Source organism: Pseudomonas extremorientalis (genome assembly GCF_001870465.1).
GTDB lineage: Bacteria > Pseudomonadota > Gammaproteobacteria > Pseudomonadales > Pseudomonadaceae > Aquipseudomonas > Aquipseudomonas extremorientalis.
In genome coordinates this window covers 101,254-123,656 of record NZ_MDGK01000056.1, presented here as the reverse complement: position 1 = coordinate 123,656, position 22,403 = coordinate 101,254, and the positions used below count along the sequence as shown (strand labels likewise).

Annotated in this window: 13 protein-coding genes; 3 read left to right on the top strand and 10 right to left on the bottom strand. The window is 62.2% G+C overall.

Features of this window, described 5'->3' with window-relative positions; translation table 11 throughout:
* Positions 1-1,412: 1,412 nt before the first annotated feature.
* The gene (locus tag BFN10_RS30225; protein ID WP_425273024.1) at positions 1,413-2,903 is read left to right on the top strand and encodes an NEL-type E3 ubiquitin ligase domain-containing protein; all 1,491 of its coding nucleotides are present in this window, start codon (positions 1,413-1,415) and stop codon (positions 2,901-2,903) included.
* Between the two features lie 20 nt (positions 2,904-2,923).
* Here the strand turns inward: BFN10_RS30225 and ureC are convergent, their stop codons facing one another.
* The 6 genes from ureC to BFN10_RS23115 all read right to left on the bottom strand — a co-directional run bounded on the left by ureC (position 2,924) and on the right by BFN10_RS23115 (position 7,249).
* Positions 2,924-4,624 (bottom strand): urease subunit alpha, encoded by a 1,701-nt coding sequence (gene ureC, locus BFN10_RS23140; RefSeq protein ID WP_071491633.1) that lies wholly within the window; start codon positions 4,622-4,624, stop codon positions 2,924-2,926.
* Positions 4,625-4,740: 116 nt separating this feature from the next.
* Positions 4,741-5,046 carry an urease subunit beta gene (locus BFN10_RS23135; protein WP_058423547.1) on the bottom strand — a complete coding sequence of 102 codons (306 nt, stop codon included), beginning with the start codon at positions 5,044-5,046 and terminating at the stop codon, positions 4,741-4,743.
* Entirely contained in the window at positions 5,043-5,576 is a 534-nt protein-coding gene (locus BFN10_RS23130; protein ID WP_071491632.1) for a GNAT family N-acetyltransferase, read from the bottom strand. The genes BFN10_RS23135 and BFN10_RS23130 overlap by 4 nt, the downstream gene beginning before the upstream one ends.
* Before the next feature lie 5 nt (positions 5,577-5,581).
* Positions 5,582-6,094, bottom strand: a complete 513-nt coding sequence (locus tag BFN10_RS23125) for a GNAT family N-acetyltransferase (RefSeq protein WP_071491631.1) — start codon at positions 6,092-6,094, stop codon at positions 5,582-5,584.
* Between the two features lie 9 nt (positions 6,095-6,103).
* Entirely contained in the window at positions 6,104-6,406 is a 303-nt protein-coding gene (gene ureA, locus BFN10_RS23120) for an urease subunit gamma (RefSeq protein ID WP_003171437.1), read from the bottom strand.
* A gap of 3 nt (positions 6,407-6,409) precedes the next feature.
* Positions 6,410-7,249, bottom strand: a complete 840-nt coding sequence (locus BFN10_RS23115; RefSeq protein WP_071491630.1) for an urease accessory protein UreD — start codon at positions 7,247-7,249, stop codon at positions 6,410-6,412.
* A gap of 256 nt (positions 7,250-7,505) precedes the next feature.
* Between BFN10_RS23115 and BFN10_RS23110 the strand changes: the two genes are divergently transcribed.
* Positions 7,506-12,077, top strand: a complete 4,572-nt coding sequence (locus tag BFN10_RS23110; protein WP_071491629.1) for a hypothetical protein — start codon at positions 7,506-7,508, stop codon at positions 12,075-12,077.
* A 174-nt stretch (positions 12,078-12,251) separates the two neighbouring features.
* Positions 12,252-18,095 carry a DUF4329 domain-containing protein gene (locus BFN10_RS23105; RefSeq protein ID WP_071491628.1) on the top strand — a complete coding sequence of 1,948 codons (5,844 nt, stop codon included), beginning with the start codon at positions 12,252-12,254 and terminating at the stop codon, positions 18,093-18,095.
* On the opposite strand, the gene urtE is transcribed toward BFN10_RS23105, so the two are convergent.
* The 4 genes from urtE to urtB form a co-directional block, all read right to left on the bottom strand.
* On the bottom strand, positions 18,085-18,783 hold the full coding sequence (gene urtE, locus BFN10_RS23100) for an urea ABC transporter ATP-binding subunit UrtE (RefSeq protein ID WP_071491627.1): 699 nt from the start codon (positions 18,781-18,783) through the stop codon (positions 18,085-18,087). The two genes, BFN10_RS23105 and urtE, sit on opposite strands and share 11 nt — an antisense overlap.
* A gap of 149 nt (positions 18,784-18,932) precedes the next feature.
* Entirely contained in the window at positions 18,933-19,766 is an 834-nt protein-coding gene (gene urtD, locus BFN10_RS23095; RefSeq protein ID WP_173668599.1) for an urea ABC transporter ATP-binding protein UrtD, read from the bottom strand.
* A complete protein-coding gene (gene urtC / locus BFN10_RS23090; RefSeq protein WP_071491625.1) occupies positions 19,763-20,830 on the bottom strand; it encodes an urea ABC transporter permease subunit UrtC in 1,068 nt (355 codons plus the stop codon). The genes urtD and urtC overlap by 4 nt, the downstream gene beginning before the upstream one ends.
* On the bottom strand, positions 20,830-22,332 hold the full coding sequence (gene urtB / locus BFN10_RS23085; RefSeq protein ID WP_071491624.1) for an urea ABC transporter permease subunit UrtB: 1,503 nt from the start codon (positions 22,330-22,332) through the stop codon (positions 20,830-20,832). Before urtB ends, urtC begins: the two co-directional genes overlap by 1 nt.
* Between the last annotated feature and the right edge of the window lie 71 nt (positions 22,333-22,403).

The following is a 22,403-nucleotide window of genomic DNA, read 5'->3' as shown; positions in this document are numbered from 1 at the left end:
CCCTGCGGATCAGCCTTACAGAATTGATGAAGGGCCAGTTGCCCGCGCGGGTGATCGGTTTTCTCGACGAAGCCCAGATCCATGCCCTGTTGCCTGGCTACACCCCCAGAACGCCGGAACTGCGCGTCGCTGCCCTGAAGGCACGTCTGCAAACCTTCGCGGTCACCCAGCGCGCGCGCTTGATGCGCAGCCTCTACGCCGGACAGCAGCCGCCCACGGACGCCGCCACCCAATTGATCAAGCGCCAGTTTGCTCGGGTCCCGACGCTCATGGTCCAGGAGTTGCTGGGGAGCGCTACTGCCGAGGAGAGAAAAACGCTCAACACCCGGCAGCGTGTGCCGCTGCGATTGGCCGAGCAGGCGCGCGACCTGCAGCAGAACATGCGCCTGACCCACGCCTACGAGGGCCTGTACCTGGAGGCGCTGGCGGATAAGGACACCGAAGCCCTGGTCGTCAATTCAGTGCCGAGGTTGGCGGGATGGAAGGACAACCTGCGCCTGGAAGTGCGTGAGGCAGAGCTGGACGGTGAGCTACGGGCCAGTTTCGGCCCGCAGCAGGCGACTGAACGCAAGGTGTTGGTGCGGGTTGGAGAGGGCCTTTACCAGGCACGCAATGTCCGCGATGAAACCCTGCATGAGCCCGACGACCTCTACTCAGCTATCCAGCACGCCTTGCCCGACGAGCACCGCCAGGCCATCGGCTTGCCGAACATCAAGCAAGGGCAGGAACTGAAGGCCAGGATCATTGCCGCGGCGCTGCCCCGTGACCAGTTGCGCACGGTGCTTAAACTCCAGCAGCGCCGGTACCTCTTTTCACACCGACCGTCACCGCGCCTGGCGAGCGGGAAGTTGGGGTACCTGGCCAGCAACCACGGTCAGCATACGGCCTGGGGGCATATCATCGAGGAGCGCGTGCGCACCCTTTTCCCTGGGTTTACCTTCGAGCAAGTGAACACGTTCATCGACGACATGGGGTTGGAGTATCAATCCCGGCTCAAGGCCCTGGAGATGGAATACAAGACATTCGACAACACGTTGCAGAACTGGCAACGCGAACACTATAACCAGGTCACCGAGGAGCAGCGCCGCTCAGGGGCATTCCAGCAACAACGGTTTGCCCGCCTGCGAATCGTCAAGGCCTTGCGCGACGCCTGGCGCCGCGCTGGGCCCGAGGATGCGGATGTCAGCGGGTACTCCCATGGGCAAGTCCTCGACCTGTCCGACGAGGACCTGCATGACCAGCTTGAGCAACTGCCGCCGTTGACCGCCAACTTCGACCATGTTTCGGCCCTTGACCTATCGGATGCGGGAATCTCGACAGACCCCAGCCCCTTCCTGCGCTATTTCAAGCGGCTGCGGCGGTTGGACCTGAGTAACAACGAACTGAGCGTGCTGCCCGAGCCGATAGGTCAAATGCAGCGATTGACCGAGCTGGAGCTGTCCGATAATCAGATTGTCCTGGACACGAACGCCTTCAACCACCTGAGTGGGCTTACGAAGCTGAACTACCTGGGGCTGGAAAGCAATCCGCTTGGCCGCGCGCCCGACATCGGCCGCATGCCGGAATTGAGCATGCTGCTGCTCGGCGACAGCGGGCAGACCACGTGGCCTACCGGCTTGTTTGAGCAACCACGGGCGCGTTCGTTCGTGCTGGACCTGAGCGCCAATCGGTTGGACAGCGTTCCCCAGGTCGAACCTGGGTCAAGCCACGCAAACACCGTGGCACGCACCCGTATCAGCGTGGAACCGGCGTTCATTTCCGCGCAGAATCTGGAGATCGTCAGGGGCTACCGGCTGTCCGTCGGGCTGGAGCCGGACCGTACCTATCCGCTGCGAGGGGTGATGGACAGCATCCATTGGCGCAGTGGCCTGAGCGATGAGCAGTGGCGGGCCAAACAGGACACCTGGGACGCCCTGGAAAATGAGCACGGCTCCGAACCGTTTTTCAATGAGTTGCGCAAACTGTCCGAATCTGCAGATGCACTCGAACAAGAGAGTGCGGCCAAGATCGATCTCACACGCAAAGTGTGGAAAATGGTCGAGTCGGCGGCGGCCAACACAGCCTTGCGTGAAAAACTGTTTGCCATGGCCGCGGCGCCCACCACCTGCGTGGATGCCGGTGCCCAACTGTTCAATGCCATGGGCGTTGAAGTGCTGGTGGCGCGGGCGTACGACTCGCTTCTCCCGGACACGGTGGAGCGCGACTTGCTGGCTGTGGCGCGCGGCAAGTCACGCCTGGATGAACTGGGTCGGATTGCGCGTGCCCGGGTCGATGCGCTGGTGGCCGAAGGGCGCAAATACCCCGAGCGCGACGCCGATGGCGAACGCATCACCCATCGCGATGCGCAGGGCAATGCGATGCGCGACATCGACGAGGTAGAGGTCTACCTGATCTACGCGACCGAATTGGCGCCCCCGGACAAATTGCACTTGCCCTGGCAATCCGCTCGGATGATGTTCTCGGAACCGGACGTGACCGCGGACATGATCGAACAGGCCCGCAAGCGAGTGCTCGCCCTTGAGGAAGGCAACCTGTTGCGGCAATCGATCAGTGAGCAGCCGTTCTGGCTGGATTATCTCCGGCAGGCACACACAGAGCCCTTCAAGACGCTGCAAGGCAAGGCAGAGGCCTGGCTGGATCTGCGCGATGCCCAGCAAGCCTGGCTCGACGCCGCTGATCCGGTGCAAAAGGACCGTTGGCGCAGCGAGGTACTGCGGCTGGCGGAACACCTGGGCAAGCCGGCCGCCGAGGTGCCGCCGGGGGCAGTGATGACCCAGGCGCAGCTCGACGCCGAAATGGAGAAACTGGCGGCGCAAGACCGGGCCCAGGTGGAAAAGCTCACCGACGAAGCGTTACAGCGCGCCAAGCTGGACAGCATCGAAGACTTGTACCAGGACTTGTAACCGGACGCAGGCCGTACACCTCAGAACAGGAAGTAACGCTGGGCCATCGGCAGCACATCCGCCGGTTCGCACCATAACAACACGCCGTCGGCCTTGACCTGGTAGGTCTGGGGATCGACGTCGATGTCGGGCAGGTAATCGTTGTGGATCAAGTCGGTTTTCTGCACGTCGCGACAACCCTTGACCACGGCGATCTGCTTTTTCAGGCCCAGGGCCTCGGGCAGCCCGGCGTCCCGGGCCGCCTGGCTGATGAAGGTCAGGCTGGTGGCGTGCAGGGCGCTGCCAAAGCTGGCGAACATCGGCCGGTAGTGCACCGGTTGCGGCGTGGGGATCGAGGCGTTGGCGTCGCCCATGAGGCTGGCGGCAATCGCGCCGCCCTTGAGGATCAGCGTCGGCTTGACCCCGAAGAACGCCGGGCGCCACAGCACCAGGTCGGCCCACTTGCCCACTTCGATGGAGCCGACGATATGGCTGACGCCGTGGGTAATCGCCGGGTTGATGGTGTACTTGGCGATGTAGCGCTTGATCCGGAAGTTGTCGTTGCCTGCACCGTCGCCCGGCAGCGGGCCGCGCTGTCTTTTCATTTTGTCGGCGGTCTGCCAGGTGCGTGTGATGACTTCGCCGACGCGGCCCATGGCCTGGCTGTCGGAGCTGATCATGGAAAATGCGCCAAGGTCATGCAGGATATCTTCGGCGGCGATGGTCTCGCGGCGGATACGGCTTTCGGCGAAGGCGACGTCTTCCGCGATGCTCGGGTCGAGGTGATGGCAGACCATCAGCATGTCCAGGTGTTCGTCGATGGTGTTGCGGGTGAAGGGCCGCGTCGGGTTGGTGGAGCTGGGCAGCACATTCGCAAAGCCACAGGCCTTGATGATGTCCGGCGCGTGGCCGCCGCCGGCGCCTTCGGTGTGGTAGGTGTGGATGGTGCGGCCCTTGAGCGCGGCGAGGGTGGTTTCGACAAAGCCGGACTCGTTGAGGGTGTCGCTGTGGATCGCCACTTGTACGTCGTACTCGTCGGCCACGCTCAGGCAGTTGTCGATGCTGGCGGGGGTGGTGCCCCAGTCTTCGTGCAGCTTCAAGCCGATAGCGCCGGCCTTGACCTGCTCGATCAATGGCTCGGGCAGGCTGGCGTTGCCTTTGCCGGTGAAGCCGATATTCATCGGGAATGAGTCGCTGGCCTGGAGCATGCGCGCCAGGTGCCACGGGCCAGAGGTGCAGGTAGTGGCATTGGTACCGGTGGCGGGGCCTGTGCCGCCGCCGATCAGGGTGGTGACGCCGCTGTTCAGGGCCTCTTCGATCTGCTGCGGGCAGATGAAATGCACATGGCTGTCGATGCCGCCGGCGGTGAGGATCATGCCTTCACCGGCGATCACTTCGGTACTGGCGCCGATGGCCATGGTCACGCCGGGCTGGATATCCGGGTTGCCGGCCTTGCCGATGGCGTGGATGCGGCCATTTTTCAAGCCGACGTCAGCCTTGACGATGCCCCAGTGATCGATGATCAACGCATTGGTGATCAGGGTGTCGACCACTTCATGGGCGAGCAACTGGCTTTGGCCCTGGCCATCGCGGATCACTTTACCGCCACCGAATTTCACTTCTTCGCCGTAGACGGTGAAGTCCTGTTCGACCTCGACGAACAGCTCGGTGTCGGCCAGGCGGACCTTGTCACCGACGGTGGGGCCGTACATGTCGGCGTAGGCTTGGCGGCTGATTTTCATGTGGTTGCCCTGAAGATATGTGTTGAATGTGAGATCGCTATCGGGGGCAAGCCCCCTCCCACCTTGATGTGTGAACACGGTCAAAATGTGGGAGGGGGCTTGCCCCCGATAAGGCCCTAAAGATCACCCATGATCCGACCTGCAAAGCCGAATACCCGCCTGCCACCACTCAAATCCACCAACTCGACCTCGCGACTCTGTCCCGGCTCGAACCGCACCGCCGTGCCTGCCGGAATATTCAGGCGCATGCCACGACTCGCCGCCCGGTCAAACGTCAGTGCGTCATTGGTCTCGAAGAAATGGTAGTGCGAGCCCACCTGAATCGGCCGGTCGCCACTGTTGGCCACGCTTAGGGTGACGGTACGCCGGCCCACGTTGAGTTCGATGTCGCCAGGCTGGATCCGGTATTCGCCAGGAATCATGCAGGTTGCCCCAGTTTCTTGAAGTAAATGGCGGTCGGGCTGTAGCGCCCGTCCGGGCTTTGGCAGTAGTCGGGCAGTTCACCGAGCCTGGTGTAGCGCAGCGACTGGTAGAAAGCTTCGGCCGGTGAACCGGCTTCGGTGTCCAGGTACAGCAGGCCGCGCTGGTGCTGGCGTGCGGCGAGCTCCAGGGTGTGCATCAGTTGCTGGCCCAGGCCATGACGCCGCGCGCTGCTGTGTACCAGCAACTTTTGCACTTCGGCGCGGTTGAGGCCGTTGGCTTTTTGGCACAAGGCCAATTGCACACTGGCGATCACCTGTTCGTCGCGTACCACGACCCAGAGCAACAGGCTGGCGTCTTCAATACTCGCCTGCACAGTGCTCAGGTAAGCACGCGCCTGGGCCTCATCGAAGTCCGCCATGAAGCCGACCGATGCGCCGTGTCTGACGGCATCCAGCAATAGCTCGATCAAGCCCGGGCGGTAATGGGCAAAACTTTCTGCATTGACTCGACGCAGGTGCGTGGCGTTCATCGTTTTCACTCCTGGGGCGGTTCGGCGCCCGGGTTCAAGGCCAGTTGCATGAAGGTCAGGTCCAGCCAGCGGCCGAACTTGATGCCCACCTGCGGCATTTTCCCGGTGGACACGAAGCCCAATCGTTCATGCAGGCGCACGGAAGCCAGGTTGCCGCTTTCGATGGCGGCGACCATCACGTATTTGCCGCCTTCCCGCGCACGTTCGATAAGCGCTTGCATCAGGCGTGGGCCGAGGCCTTTGCCGCGCTGGTCGTGACGCACATACACCGAGTGCTCGACGCTGTAGCGGAAGCCTTCGAAAGGGCGCCAGTCGCCGAACGAGGCATAACCGGTGACCTCACCGTTTTCCACCGAGACCAGGATCGGATATCCCTGGGCATGCCGCGCACTGAACCAGGCCTGGCGATTACCCAGGTCCACCGGCTGTTCGTTCCAGATCGCTGTGGTGTTGAGTACCGCATCGTTGTAGATATCGCGGATCGCCGGCAAGTCGTCTTGGGTCGCATCACGAATCATGACCAGGCCTCACGCGATGGGTTGGTGGACGGTGACCAGTTTGGTGCCGTCGGGAAAGGTGGCTTCCACCTGGATGTCCGGAATCATTTCCGGGATGCCTTCCATCACCTGTTCGCGGCTGAGCAAGGTGGTGCCGTAGTGCATCAGGTCGGCCACGGTGCGGCCGTCGCGGGCGCCTTCCATCAGCGCGGCGGAGATGTAGGCGATGGTTTCCGGGTAGTTGAGCTTCACTCCGCGCGCCAGCCGGCGCTCGGCCACCAGGCCTGCGGTGAAGATCAGCAGTTTGTCTTTTTCCCGTGGGGTCAGGTCCATGGTTCAGGTACTCCAGATTCGTGGTGAAACGGCTTCCCGGCCGAGCACCGCCGGGCGCAACAAGCGCCATAAATCGATCAGCCATGCCCGCGCCAGCAGTGCTTCACTGGCCAGGCAACGGGCGACCAGCAAGCCGGGCAATTGAGTCAGGTCGCCGCGTACTGCATGGGGCAGGGTGCGGCAGTGTTCCAGTAAGTCTGTGTCGATTTCACCGGTAAGCAGCAGCGTCGCCAACACCGGCTGGCCGTCCAGCCCGATGGGCGACTCCAGCAAGCCGTCGGCGCCCACAATGCGCTGGCGTTCATGCCAGAGCAACCGGCCGTCGCGGCGGATATCCAGATGAGACTGGAAATGCCCCAGATCGAAGCGCTCGCCACTGGCCGGGCGACCCAGGGCGACCACGTCCCAGTAAAACAGACGAGCATCGCCCTGCAGGTCGATGCGCGTGGTGAGCTCGGCCTGGGCCGCGCTGAACACAATGGTTTCCTGGGGCAGCCACTCCAGGGTGGCGCCGGCTTGCACGGTGAGTTCCAGTTGCTGATAGGCAGGGCCGCTGGCGCGATACCACTTGGCCGCGCCGGGGCTGGTCAATTGCGCCCAGGCGCCTTCGGCGACATGCGCGCGGATGTCCAGGCGGTCACCGCCGGCAATCCCGCCGGGCGGGTGCACGATGATGTGCTGGCACACTTCGGGGCCTTCGGCGTACAGGTGTTTTTGCACCCGCAGCGGGCCATGGTGGCGACGCATCACCGGGCGGGTGGTGTCGCCGACACGGGCGTAGCCGAGTTCCAGCTCGGCATGCCAGCTGGGGGTGAACAGGGCGGTGGAGGCGGGCAGGTTCATGGTGAGTGCTTGACGTCGTTTTTAGACAGCTTTTCCTCTGGTGTAGCAAAGGACGTGCCGGGGAGGAGCACCGTCTAACGGTCAGTCTATGCGCTGCTGTGCGCTGTCTTGGTGCTGTCTCGGTATGGGGGCGTCAATCCATGCGCTGTTGTGGTGCGCATGTCTTAATTATCTAACGCCTCAGGGCATGTGCCTTCTTCAGGATGGTGTAACCGTGAGGGTGGCCGTCCACCCTTCTCAAAGGAGTGATCAGCACATGACGAATTCTGCCCAGGCGTTGACTGTCGAGGCGTTGCTGCATCGGCAGAGCCCGCCGTTCGCTACGTTGAACGCTGCCGCACGCTACGCGGCAACGCAGATCAACAGGGCCACGGGGCGGTCCTATGGGGGCTACATTTTTACCGATGCCGAGGGCGACTACCACGCCAGCTACCCCCAGGAAGGTGCTTTGCACGACTTTCTGTTCCCCGACGAGGTGAGCATGGAGTCGGCTGCCGACCGGTTACTGCCCCACGGCTATCTCTACGAGGCCTATTACTTCTGTGATATCGACCGTCACGCCGAAATCAAACGTCAGCGCCCCGGCTGGTCCGCCCAGCGTATTGCCTTGACGCAGAGCGTCCCATGCGCTGAGGCGGTGTTTGCAACCTACTACCACTTCAACGCGTTTTTCAGCGTGGGACCGCAAGGTTCTCTGGTGCGTTTCGCGCCGGATACTCGCGCCATGCAGAAAAGCTTTGTCGAGCGCATGCAAGCCAGGATGCAAGGGCAGGCGACGCCGGCGTTACCGTTGGCCGATGAGCCAGTCGGGGAATATATCCAGGAGCTGATGGCGGCCGGTCGAGTGTCGGTTATCGTCACCTCGCCGGTCTGGGCCGGTTGGCGCGGGGACCTCTTGCCTGGCTGGCGCCCTTACTTGGTGAACCCGGCTCCCCGCACGCCCGAACCCTACCTGGGGCCAATCCAAGGGGATGCGACTGAGGTGATGGCGGGTGTTCATGAACAACTGCTACGTCGCCCTGCCGAGCAGCAGTTGGGCTTTGTGCTCAAGCATGAAAAGCGGCAAGTGTTCATGGCAACCGAACCGGTGACGGTGGCCCGGATGGACTTCAAGCCCGCCGTTGTATTTGCGTCGGAGCGTGCTGACACGTTCAGCGTGCCACGCTCGTGGGCCTTATTCGGTGCCTTCACGTTGTGCACCGATTCGCCTGCGCCGCCACAGGTCAAGCAACCCTGGCTGTACGAGCGCTTTATCAAACCGCAAGCGCTGGCCCATGCCATCGGCGAATCCAGAGCGCAACTCGACGGCGTCGCCTTTGTACTCTATTTCAGCACCTTCGACGGTGCGCAGTTGCGACTGGTGTTCCCCAGCGTTCAGGCGTCATTAGAGTTCTATAACCCCAAGCCAACCTCGGCGCACAAAATCGACCATAACGTTGAGGCTGCGCTGATAGCGGGCACGTTGACGCCCCTGCAGTTTGTGCGCAAAGTCGCCGCGGCCGGTGAGTTGACGGTGTTGCGCACCAGTGCGCTGTGGGATGTGCCAGGACGCGTCGGCACGGACTGGGCGCCCTATGCGCGGCATACGCTGAACCTCGGTCCGGCCTTCGTGCTTGCAGACGATGCGGCGCGCTACGCCCACGAGCAGATCGGCAGTCGCCGCGACAGCGGTTACACCGGCCTGATCCTGCAGCGTGACGACCAACGTTTCGTCGCCACCGCCCCCCAGGCAAACCCAGCCGGGCGTTTCGACCTGAGTCACGTCTGCCCGGTGGATCGACAGGGCCGACCCATCGTGTTGCCGGCGGGGCACCGCGTGCAGGGTATCTGCAGCTCCCGCCGGCGCGGTGATGGCAACGGTTTGACGTGGCCGGACGAAGAGGCCGCGATTGCGGCACAGATGTTCATGGACACGGACCTGCATGGGATTTTCGGACTACAACCGGACATCCCGCTGGCCTACCTGTCGGGCTCGGCGGACAGCCTGCTGTGCTATGAGCCATTTGCGCCGGGCATGGCCCATGACCTGCGCGCCCGCGTCGCCCCTGGCGCCGGTGGCAGCCAGATTCAGCATGAATTGCGCGACGGCATACTGCAGCCCGGCGACCTTGTACGCGAAATGCTCTTGGGCGGGCGTTTGCGCGTGGTGGTGGGCAATCCGGTCTGGGGGCCTGAGGGCCAGGTGCAGAGCGACTGGTCGGGGCCGTTCGAGATGGATGAGCCCCGGGTGGCGTCGCAACCACAGTTTGGACCGGTGTTCGCCACGGCCCGCGATGCCGTGGCGGAGGCCTGTGCCCGTGGGCGCACGCGCTACGCCATCAGTGCCAGTGGCCTGGGGTTGGTGATCAAACACACGGTACGCGACGAATTTTGTGCAACACAACTGCTGCCAGGGCACTTGCTGGATCGTCTCTACCATGCCAGCGAATTCGGTGCGCCTGCACTGGTCGACGATTTCCGGGTGCACGCCGTGTACTACGCCTGCCAGCGCATCGCACCGGGCCTGACAGGGCAGGACGCCTGGCTGGCCCGCCATTTCATCGACGCGCAGTCGTTCTATCACGCCCTCTACGATGAGCAGCGGGTCAGGCGCGGTGGGTTTTTGTCGCCATTGCCGCTGTACTGTTCCACGCTTGACGGCGCGCTGCTGGAGTACCACACCCGGCAAGATCCGTTTGCCTTGTTTCGCGACGAGTCCGGTGAAGTCGACCCGCACGTACTGCCCGCCAAACTGGCGCTCACCTTGACGCCGCGCAGCTATGTTCGCCAGGTGGCGGCCAGCGGCCAATTGCTGGTGCGGGTCACCAGTGAGTGCTGGGACGTGCCGGGGCCGGTTGGGGCTGACTGGATCGGATTCGCGCACATCAGCCGCCGGCAATTGGGCCCGGTGTTCAGTTGCGCCGATGATGCCGCCCGCTATGCCTTGCAGCGCCTGGGCACACGGCGTGACCAGGTGTACGGCGGGCTGATCCTGCGACGAGCCGATGGCTTGTTTACCGCAACCGAACCTTTGCCGGTACAGGTCGAAGACTTCGCCCCGAGCTGGATTCGCCTGGATGAACTGGTGACGCAAGCGATGTTCCTCAGCGCCAGCACGTGCGTGGCGCGTTACCACTCGCGGGTAGCGGGGGAGGTGCCCTTTGCCCTCACCGAGCAAGAGCGTGCGGTTTACCAGAACATGTTTTCCACCGCGTTTCTGGCGGCGATGCTCAGCCCGTCCACCGTGCCGGCCCGGTACTCTCCCGGCCGCGAATACCTGTTGTGTGCCGACGGCGCCTTGTTGTGCTACACCGCCAGCCATAGCGCCCTCGAACAGAGCCTGCAAGGCCTGGTAACGGTGCGTGGCCGCGACAAGGCGCACCCGGAGCGCAGTGAAGTCGAACGCCGGTTTCGTGAGGGTTCCGTGACCCCCAGTGAGTTCGTCAACCGGGTCGCACGGACCGGGCAGTTGCGGGTAGTCGAGGGCAGTGCGCTGTGGGGGCCGGCGCGTGTGCTTTCGCAGTGGCTGCCGAATGCCTCTGTGCCCGAGGCCCTGCCTGTGGCCGCCGATACAGGGCTGACACCGGTGTTTGTGCAACGGGCCGACCTGCAGTTTTATCTGCATCACTTGGCCGATTCCCGCACGCGCTTGCAGTTCGGCCTGCTGTTCAAGGCGAAAAAACTTGAGCGTTATGTGGCCAGTGTACCGCTTGCCGGTACCACAGGCGCCTTGGGCCTGGACCGGGTGATGCTCGAGGGCAAGCCACCGCAGGACTATGAGTTGTTGGGGTGGTACCTGTGCCCGCCGGCGAAGCCGGATATCCTCGTGGACGATCCGCTGTACCGCAATTTTGTTGCGCCACAAGACCTGGAGCGGGCCTGGGGAGCCAGTACGCCGACCCATCACGCCTACCTGCCTGTGCACGTCTCCTGCGTGGACGGCGCCTGGCTCAGACTGACCCCCGTCAGCGCGACACCGTTCGCTCCTGGCTTGCCTGCGGCAAAGACCTGGGCACAGTTGAAGGCGGGCCGTCTGACCGCGTTGGAGTACATTCGCCAGCTAGCGAGTGCCTTGGATATACAGGTGGAACACACCAGCAGCGTCTGGAGCCAGCCGGGCAAAGTCAGCTCCGGCTGGGTTGCCAACGCAGGGGCTGGCGGCTCCCAGCCCGATCGCGGGTTGTTGTTCGGGCCGATGTTTTCCCATCCCGACGATGCGGCACGCGCTTGCGCACAACGCCTCGGCAGGTTTGAGGGGCGAGAGTGGCTTGGGGCGATTCTGGTCGACACGGCAAAAGGCGCGTTCATCGCAGCGCAACCCCTTAATGACCGTGGTATCGAGTCCTCAGTGCCGCAACGCTTGTTTCTGTATGAAAGCACCCTGCTGTTTCCCGATCCGCCGGTTCCCGCCTACCCCGCAGGTTACCAACTGCAAGCCTGCCACCTGTTTTTCAAGACCATGGGTGAGGCGGCCGGCAATGACAAACTGCGCGAGCATTTTGTCGGGCGTGATGAACTGGGTTTCTACCGCAACCTGTTGAGGGTCGGCGGGGTCAAGGGGGCGTTCTGTTACCTGAGCACACGCCACGGTGCGCTGCTCAAGTACCAGCCCAGGTTTACCCCGCCGGAAGAGGATCTGTTTACCGGGCAATTATTTTTTGGCCCGGTCGACTTCCTGCCTGGCGAATGGCTGTCGCGACTGGCCACCGATGGACGTTTGCAGGTGCTGGAGCCGGACGGTTACTGGACACGCAGAGGTGTACTGCATGTGGATTGGCCAAAGCACGACGGTGAAGAGCAACCGTCCGTTTCCATGCAACCGCAGCGCCCGGCGAAGGATGAGTTCTGAGTCGGGTCATCGCGAGCGGCGTGCGTGACCAGACATAGTTAGTCCCCTTCGGGAATGGCGGGAGCGTTAGATGGGCGCTTCTTCCTCGACCCTTCTCGAAGGTGCTGCATGATGGACATCCATGACCTGCCACAACCCGATAGTGTTCGGCAAACCCCCATAACAGATCGGCACATGCCCGCCCTCAGCCCACCCTTTATCAGCGCCGATGATGCGGCGTATTGGGCCCACACCCAGATAGGCAGCAAGCGCGATCGCGAGTACGGCGGTGCGATTCTCAAGCACGCCGGCCAGTACTTCGCGACAGTGCCAAAGCAGGGTGCCACCAAGCAGATAGCGCTCGACAGTGTGATCCCGATCAGAGATGGCAAGCCGGTTCTACCGGCGGATTACACCTGCTCCGGGTTTTACCATTCCCACCCTGATACCGATGATGATTTTCCCTCAAGGACGTTTCCGGCCAGGCAGCGTTCAATTCTGCGAGGCTTGTTTTCGTACCCCGACATGCAGGTCATCTTGCGCTTGAGCGGCCACGTCCCGGCGCATTATCTGTCTGGGCCAGATGGCACCTTGTTGAAATTCGTCGTGCGGACCCAGGCAAAATTGCAGGCGTTCGTTACCTTGCTTGACCCCGCCCGCAACCCGGAGATCGACTTTTTCAAGGACTATGTACCGCAGGTGGCCGAGGCCGGCGCACTGTGGGTGCTGGTGCCCAACGCTGCCTGGGGCGGTGTGCGCGGGCAGGTCAGCAAAGACTGGGTGCTCAAGGAGTGGGTGAAGAACAAGCCCTTGAAGGGCCGTGAGCGGATGCAACCGCTCTTTTCCGCTGTCTTCGCACGTTCCCAGCTGTCAGAGCTGATTGCTTTCACGGACCAGGCGTTTGACCAGCCGTTCTGGGGGTATCTGCTCAAGGCAGCAGACCTCGATGAATACGTCTATGTGCCTGGCGAGGGCACCTTGGATGAATGGGGCCAGCCGCACACACTATTCCCGCGTGGTGCCGACGGTCAGACGCAATTGCCGCCTGGCTTTCTGATCGAGGGCGTCTTGATGCGTCTGGTCGATAAAACCAAGCCACCTTTTTTACCTTCGCACCTGGCACCTCTCGTCGAGTTGCTGGCGGACGCTCCCGCGCTACTTGACCCTCTGCGTCCGCCGACCCTGTTGCAAAGGCTCCCCGATGGAGGCTTGAACAGTTACAGGTTCTCGGGAACGGATGCCGAGTCGTTGTTGTTGGGCAAGGGCGGGGCGGTCGCACAGCGGCAGATCGAGAGCGGCGCGCTCACGGTGTTCCGTTACTTTGACCGTTTGGCGAGCATGGGCGAGATGGTCGTTCTGAAGGCCGGAGTAATTTGGCCGCATGCAGGAAAGATTCATCCGTGGTTTGAAGAGTTAAGACCCCATTTCAGCCCGGATTTTCTCCGGCCCGATGACGCTGCCCGATACCTCAGTCAGCAAGTGTTGCGGCGTGACATCTCCCATTTTGGCTACATCCTGCAGCGTAATGACGGCAGGTTTGTGGCAACCGGGCTGATTACTGACATCAACCGGCTGGTGAGTATGGGCCTGTCAAAAGGGCGCGTTCTTGATGTCCTGACATTGCCTGCGGATTATCGCTATTACGGTTTTTTTGTTGCCGTGGGCAGCAACCCTGAAGAATTGAAGCGGATGCTGGCTACCCAGCCGGATGTTGAAGGAGGGCGCTCGCTGGATGAGCGTTTGCTGTTGACGCTGACGATTCCCTATCGGAACTACGTCGCCAGCCTGACGGCGGATGGTCAGCCCATTCCTTGCCTTTACTATTCGGGCACGGCGGGTTCGCTGGTCAAATATGTACGCAGTGGCAGCCCACAAGAGCGCGAGTTTCATACGGCGCTGAAAGCGATCATCGACACCGGTGTCTTCAAACCTCGCGTAGATGGTTTCCGCGGTACGCCCTTGCAAGTCGTCAGCAAGATGGCAAGCCTGGGTGAATTTCATGTTATCGAGACCAATGCTGTCTTCGGCGACTCCCGTGGCAGGCTGCCTGTGACATGGAATGCCTTTGAGCCATTTGTCTCCATGTCTCCTGTCGATCCGCCGTACAACTGGGTAGTGCCTTTCCCGGAACAGGCCGCAGAAGTGGCACACGGGCAGTTCGGCCTCACGCCGCAGCTGCGACAAGTCGCCTTTATTTTGAAAGCTACCGAGGCCCAAGCGTACTTCTCGACGCAGCCTGCGCCCGTCGGTAACCGGATGTTTTCGCCGTCGTCGGTTTTTACCCAGGATGCCAAGGGCGATCCAGCGATACCCGAGGGGTATGAGGTCCATGGGATGTGCTACCAGGCGCTGCCTGACCTTGGGATGAAAACGCTTCAACACTGGTTGTACGAAAGCTTTGTCGCGCCGCAGGACCTGGCGGCTGCAATCGCCCAGGCCCGAGAATCGAAACGGGCGCTGCGCACGCTCTACTTGAGCACGCGGGACGGCGCGCAGCTGCAATACCGTTTCAGCGGGACGGGGTTGGAGAGCCAGCTGTATAGCGTCACGCCCACCGGAGAGGTCAACGATAATGGCCATCAGGCGAGCTTGCGCTCTGGGGCCGTGACCCCCACGGAATATGTACTTCGGGTTGCGGCGGCGGGCGAGCTGTCGGTGTTGGTGGCTGGCAAGCTGTGGGATGTCCAAGGCCGCGTGGAACAAAACTGGCGGCCCTTTGCGCGCTACCGCATGCCGGAGTTCAGTCCACCGTTTCTGCAGGCCGATGATGCTGCACGGTTTGCCCATGAACAGGTGGGTTCCGATCGTTATGGTGAATACTGCGGTTGCATCCTCAAGACACCCGACCAGCGTTTCGTCGCCACGCTGCCGGTGGCGTGCATGGAGGAGCAGCGGTTTGCGATCGGCACGGTGTTTCCTGCTGACCACAGCGGTGTGCTGTTGGTCCCTGAGCCCTATGTGATTTACGGGCAGTACGCGTCATGTCGGTCGGTTGCTCGGCTGGACAAGGCCCGCATGCAGCGCAACGGCTGGTCACGTGAGCAGGCCAGTGTCGATTGGCAACTGTTCAGCGATGCTGATCTGCGCAACCTCATCGGCAACCGGCATTGGGTCTCCACCGGCTACCTCTCCTGCGACGAGGACGCCCTGATTGCCTTTGACCTCACGGGCGCCAAGGAGCAATTGGATGAATTGAACCCAGACACCTCCTCGGCGCCCCGCGAGCCGCAGGCCAGAGTGCGGCACTTGTCGGCCATCGGCTTGCGCATTGTGCTCGGCAGCCCTTTGTGGGGATTACCTGGCGGTGCTTCATCAACCTGGCGCGCTTACGCGCCAGCGGCGACGTTTGAAAAACCGCAACAGGCGGCCTTCGGTGCGGTGTTTTCCACTGCCAAATCTGCTGTCATAGATGCTCACATGCGGTTGCGACGTAGCTATCAATCGGCGCAGACGGCTTTTGCCTTTCTCCTCAAGCACATCCACAAAGATGAATATGTGGTGAGTGAGGCTGTTCCCGCAGATGCCACCAACCCGCTGTTTACCCTGGCAAGCTTGTTTGGTAGCCAGGATGACGGAACGTTCATTTACCCGTCGGCGTTTGCTCTTCACGGTCTGTTCTACGTGCGCCGATGGATGCCCGATAATTTGCAAAATCCACAGCGATGGTTGGCCAGGTATTTCTTGTCTTCTGCGGACTTGTACAGCGCCTTTCAGGCCGCCAGGCGTTGGCGCGACAAGGGCAGCAGCGTGACCTTGCCTGTATTTATTTCAACCCTGGACACTGCACTACTCCAATACCAGACGGCCGTTTCGACACGGTTGTTTGATCCGGAAAAACAACCTTCCGGCCTCTTTGAAGACGTGCATACCCTTCTAAGTGGTGGCCAGTTGTCGGCTCAGGAATTTGTCAAAAAAGTCATCGGCATGAGCTGGCTCAGCGTGCTTGTGCCCAGCGAATGCTGGGATGAGGACATCGCCAGGCTAGGGAACGATTGGGGCCCTTATGCCGACTTCAGTCGCAGGGCATTGAGCCCGGCGTTCTTTCACCAGGCAGATGCGCTGCGCTACGCCCACCAGCGCCTGGGCAATCGCCGAGACAGGGTGTACGGCGGCTTGTTGCTCAAGCGCGTCGACGGCCTGTTTGTCGCCACCGAGCCGCTGCCTGTCGCGACCGAAAACTTCGATCCCAAATGGATCCTTCCCGATGAAGATGTGCGTACGGACTGGTTGGCCCCAGGCATGACCCTGGTGGCGCGCTATCGTTCGCGGCAAGACGTACTGCCCTCCTTTGTGCTGGACGAGGATGGCGAGGCGGTCTATCGAGCGATGTTTTCCACCGATGTGCTGGGCACGGCGCTTACGTGCCAGCACCTGTGGAGCCATGAGTACCTGTTTGGGGTGGATGGCTCGGTGATCGGTTTCAGTTGTAAAAGCGCAATGGACGCGACGCAGCAAGATCCGCTTGCCAATGACCTTGATGTACTCCGGCGGGCATTGGCACCGGCTGAGCAAACGCCTCACGACCCGCTGAGCAATGCCCTCGAGAAACAGCTGCGCGACGGTAGCCTGACGCCTGTCGAGTTTGTCAATCGGGTGCTCGAGGTCGCCTCGATGACCGTAGTGCAAGGCAGCGCGCTATGGGGCAACGCTCAGGTGCTGGGCCGCGGATGGCTGCCTGCACGTGGTTTTATCACGCCTGATCGGTTCATCCATGCCACAGCCGATCGTGCCTTGGGGCCGGTGTTCAGCCATATCGATGATGCTGCGCGCAACGCCCATGAACGTGCTGGAGAGCGAGATCGCCTGACCTACGGTTTTATCTTCAAATTGGCCAATGGGCACTGGATGGCCAGCCTACCGGTGGACGGGGAGAACCGGCGTTTTCCCTATGACAGGGTGTTGCTGGGCGGGCATTTGCCGGTGGGCTGTACGGTGGCGGCACTCTACCTGTGCGCCCCGGCCCGGCAGCCGGAAGAATTATTGGCATCACCGGTCTATCACGCCTTCATCCCGCCGAGCCTGCTGCGTGCCGCGTTAGCGGTGGTGCGTACGAAAAAAAATGCCGGGGCTGCGCCTTATCTGCCGTTGTACCTGTCCTGCGCCGACAGCGCCCTGCTCAAATACCGTGCCTCACGCCTGGACAGTGACTGGGACACCGAACCGCAGTTGCAGGCCTACATCCGCATGTTGAATGGGAACTTCAACCCTCAAGACTACATACGCCAGGTCGCCCGGGCCGGTCAGCTCGAGGTGCTGGTGACGGGGGCAATCTGGGCAGGCCAAGGGCCGGTGTCACAGTCCTGGAGTGACGGTGCACCCACTACGGTCGCCGAAGATCCGGATGCGCGGGTGGTGCTCGGGCCGCTGTTTTCTCACCCGGACGATGCCGCGCGTTATATGTGGCGCCGCTCACCGGCCGTTCCAGGCAAGGCCAGCATGGGGGCTATCCTGAAAAATGCTGCGGGCAACAGTTATCTTGCCAGTGAGCCGGTGGACGACAGTGGTCCCAGTGTTTATGTGGGACTGCGCATGAATACGAGTGCCTATCGGCACTTGTTTGGCGGGGTGATGAACCTGATTGAAGGCTCTCAACCGCGCCCCAGATACCCCGAGGGCTATCACGTCATGGGGGTGCAGCAACTGCATAAATGGGACGTCAGCCTGGAGCGCCTGAGTGACCGACATGAACAAGCCATCGCCGAAAACTTTATCTCACAGAGGGAGTTTCGGTTTGTGGTCGACATGTTAAGGCAGGATAAAGTGGCTGGCGCCCGCTACTACTTCACTCCCAGAAATGGCGCCCTGTTGGTCTACGCGCCCAGTTTCGAGCGCGTCGAGCACGACCTGTTGCTGTCTGGCTGGATCGACCCCGTATCGGACAAACCCCGGCTCAAGACCAGCGAAGTCCTCACGGTCCTGTTCAATTCCGGCCGGTTGCATGTGTTGGAGCCCGACCGTTTCTGGCAGCCCAAGGGGCATGTCGCCTCACGGTTTTTGATGGCGTTGCGTAAAGCGCAGCAGGCTCAACTCAGATCGTGACGAGGCCACGCACACCCTCGCTTTCCATCTGGTCTCCGCGCCCCTGCTGCACGATCTCGCCCCGGGACATCACCAGGTACTGGTCGGCCAGCTCGGCGGCGAAATCGTAGAACTGCTCCACCAGCAGGATCGCCATGTCACCGCGTGCGGCGAGCTTCTGGATCACCGCGCCGATTTCCTTGATCACCGAAGGCTGGATGCCTTCGGTGGGCTCATCGAGGATCAACAGGCGCGGCCGGCTGGCCAGAGCGCGGCCGATGGCCAATTGTTGTTGCTGGCCACCGGACAGGTCGCCGCCGCGCCGGTGTTTCATTTGCAGCAACACCGGGAACAATTCGTAGATAAAGGCCGGCACCTCCCTGGCCTCCTTCGCGCCAAAACGCGACAGCCCCATCAGCAGGTTTTCTTCCACCGTCAGCCGGCCAAAGATTTCCCGGCCCTGGGGTACGTAGGCGATACCGGCGTGCACCCGCTGGTGCGGCTTGAACGCCGTGATGGCCCGGCCTTCCCAGGTCACCGCGCCTTCCTTGGCCGGCAACAGGCCCATCAGGCACTTGAGCAAGGTGGTCTTGCCCACGCCGTTGCGCCCGAGCAGGCAGGTGACTTCGCCGACCTTCACGTCAAAGGACAGCCCGCGCAGAATGTGGCTACCGCCGTAGTACTGGTGCAGCTTGTCGACTTGCAACATATCCAAAACCTCCTCGATCCCCCTGTGGGAACCGATTCAAATGTGGGAGCTGGCTTGCCTGCGATAGCGGACTATCAGTGACAACTGTTTGGCTGATCCGTCGTCATCGCAGGCAAGCCAGCTCCTACATAAACCAGTCTGTGGCAGCCTTATCGGCCGAGATAAACCTCGATCACCCGCTCATTCTCTTGCACCTGCTCCAGCGACCCTTCGGCCAGCACACTGCCCTGGTGCAACACCGTCACATGGTCGGCAATCGAGCCGACAAAGCCCATGTCGTGCTCCACCACCATCAGCGAATGCTTGCCCGCCAGGCGCTTGAACAGTTCGGCGGTGAATTCGGTCTCGGCGTCGGTCATGCCCGCCACGGGTTCGTCCAGCAGCAACAGTTGCGGGTCCTGCATCAGCAGCATGCCGATTTCCAGGAACTGCTTCTGGCCGTGGGACAGCAACCCGGCCTGGCGCGGTGCGCAGGCGGTCAGGCGGATGGTGTCGAGTACTTCATCGATGCGATCTTTCTGCTCGCCACTCAGGCGTGCGCGCAGGCTGGCCCACACCGATTTGTCGGTCTTCTGCGCCAGTTCCAGGTTCTCGAACACGCTCAGGGCCTCGAACACCGTGGGTTTCTGGAACTTGCGACCGATGCCGGCCTGGGCGATCTGCACTTCGCTCATGCCGGTCAGGTCGAGGTTTTCGCCAAACCAGGCGGTGCCGTGGCTGGGCCGGGTCTTGCCGGTGATCACGTCCATCAGCGTGGTCTTGCCCGCGCCGTTGGGGCCGATGATGCAGCGCAGTTCGCCGACGCGGATGTACAGGTTCAAGGCGTTGAGTGCCTTGAAGCCATCAAAGCTCACGCTGATGTCTTCCAGGGTCAGGATGGTGCCGTGGCGGGTGTTCAGGCCCTTGCCGGCCGCCTGGCCAAGGCCGATGGCGTCGCGGCCGCTGCCCGCATCGAAAATGGGTTCCAGCATGACGTTCCTCATTTCTTCAACAGGCCGATAATGCCCTTGGGCAGGTACAGGGTGACGAGGATGAACAGCGCCCCGAGGAAGAACAGCCAGTACTCCGGGAAGGCCACGGTGAACCAGCTCTTCATGCCATTGACCACGCCAGCGCCGAGCAATGGGCCGATCAGCGTGCCGCGCCCGCCCAGGGCCACCCACACGGCGGCTTCGATGGAGTTGGTCGGCGACATTTCGCTGGGGTTGATAATGCCCACCTGCGGCACATACAGCGCCCCGGCCAAACCACACAACACCGCGCTCAACACCCACACGAACAGCTTGAAACCACGCGGGTCGTAGCCGCAGAACATCAGGCGGTTCTCGGCATCGCGCAGCGCGGTCAGCACCCGGCCGAACTTGCTCTGCGCCAGGCGCCAGCCGATGTACAGGCTGGCCACCAGCAAGGCGACGGTGGCGACAAACAGCACCGCCCGCGTGCCCGGCTCGGTAATGCCAAACCCGAGGATGCTGCGGAAATTGGTGAAGCCGTTGTTGCCGCCAAAGCCGGTCTCGTTGCGGAAAAACAGCAGCATGCCGGCGAAGGTCAGGGCCTGGGTCATGATCGAGAAGTACACGCCCTTGATCCGCGAACGGAAGGCGAAGAAGCCGAACACCAGCGCCAGCAACCCTGGCGCGAGCACCACCAGGCACAAGGCCCAGAGGAAGTGCTCGGTGCCCACCCAGTACCACGGCAGTTCGGTCCACGACAGGAAGGTCATGAACGCCGGTAACTCATCGCCGGCGGCCTGGCGCATCAGGTACATGCCCATGGCATAACCGCCCAGCGCAAAGAACAGGCCGTGTCCGAGGGACAGCATGCCCGCGTAGCCCCACACCAGGTCGAGGGCGAGGGCGACAATGGCGTAGCAGAGGATCTTGCCCACCAGGGTCAAGGTATAGGCCGAGACATGAAAGAGATTGTCCGGCGGCAACAGCGACAGCAGCGGCAGCGCGAGCAGCGCCGCGAGGATCACCGCGCCGAGGGCGATCGTCAGCTTGGGGCCGGCCTTTTGTGTGGCCGTGAGCATCAATGGCTGGTTCATCAGTCGATCACCCGTCCTTTCAGTGCGAAGAGTCCCTGCGGGCGTTTCTGGATAAACAGAATGATCAGCGCGAGGATCAGGATCTTGCCGAGCACGGCACCGATCTGCGGTTCCAGGATTTTGTTGGCGATGCCCAGGCCGAACGCCGCCGTGACGCTGCCGGCCAACTGACCGACGCCGCCAAGCACCACCACCAGGAACGAGTCGATGATGTAGCTCTGGCCCAGGTCCGGGCCGACGTTGCCGATCTGGCTCAGAGCGACCCCGCCCAGACCTGCAATACCCGAACCCAGGCCAAACGCGAGCATGTCCACGCGCCCGGTGGGCACGCCGCAGCAGGCGGCCATGTTGCGGTTCTGGGTGACCGCACGCACGTTGAGGCCCAGGCGGGTCTTGTTCAGCAGCAGCCAGGTCAGCAGTACCACGCACAGCGCAAAGGCGATGATCACGATGCGGTTGTACGGCAGCACCAGGTTGGGCAGCACCTGGATACCACCGGACAACCACGCCGGGTTGGACACCTCGACGTTCTGCGCGCCGAACACCAGGCGCACCAGTTGGATCAGCATCAGGCTGATGCCCCAGGTCGCCAGCAGGGTTTCCAGGGGCCGCCCGTAGAGGTGACGGATCACCGTGCGCTCCAGGGCCATGCCGATGGCGGCGGTGACGAAGAACGCCACCGGCAGCGCGACCAATGGGTAGAGCTCGATGGCCGCCGGTACGTAGCGTTGCATCAGCAGTTGCACCACGTAGGTGGAGTAGGCACCCAGCATCAGCATCTCGCCGTGGGCCATATTGATCACGCCAAGCAGGCCGAAGGTGATCGCCAGGCCCAGGGCCGCGAGCAGCAGGATCGAACCCAGGGACATGCCGCTGAAGGCTTGCCCGAGCAGTTCGCCGATCATCAATTTGCGCTTGACCTGGGCCAGGCTGGTTTCGGCGGCGGTATGTACGGCAGCATCGCTTTCAACGCCCGGCGCAAGCAGGGCTTCCAGGCGCGTGCGGGCCAGCGGATCGCCGGTACTGCCGAGCAAACGCACGGCATTCAGGCGAATGGCCGGGTCGGTGTCGACCAGTTGCAGGTTGGCCAGTGCCAGGCTGAGGGCGCTGTGCACCTGCTCATCGGTTTCCGTGGCGACTTGCTGGTCGAGGAATTTCAACTGCGCGGGTTGCGCGCTTTTCTGCAAGGTCTTCGCGGCGGCCAGACGCACCTTGGGGTCGGCGGCGAGCAGTTGCTGGCTGGCCTGCACGTTATCGATCAGGCCGCGCAGGCGGTTGTTCAGGCGTACGGTCCTGGTCTCACCGTTGACGGTGAGCTGACCTTGTTGCAGGGCGTCCACCAGCTCGATGCGCGCCGGGTCAGGCTGGGCGGCCCAGTCCTGGAGCAGTTTGGCTTGTTGGGTGGGGTTGGCGGCCAGGAAGTCTTCGGCGTCGCTGGCGTGTGCGGCCAAAGGCAGCAACAGCAGGGCCGTGAGGATGAAGCGGTACAGGGCAGTAGGCATAACAAAATGTCCTGATCACGCGCAAGCTTGATGTGGGAGGGGGCTTGCCCCCGATGGCGGTGGGTCAGTCA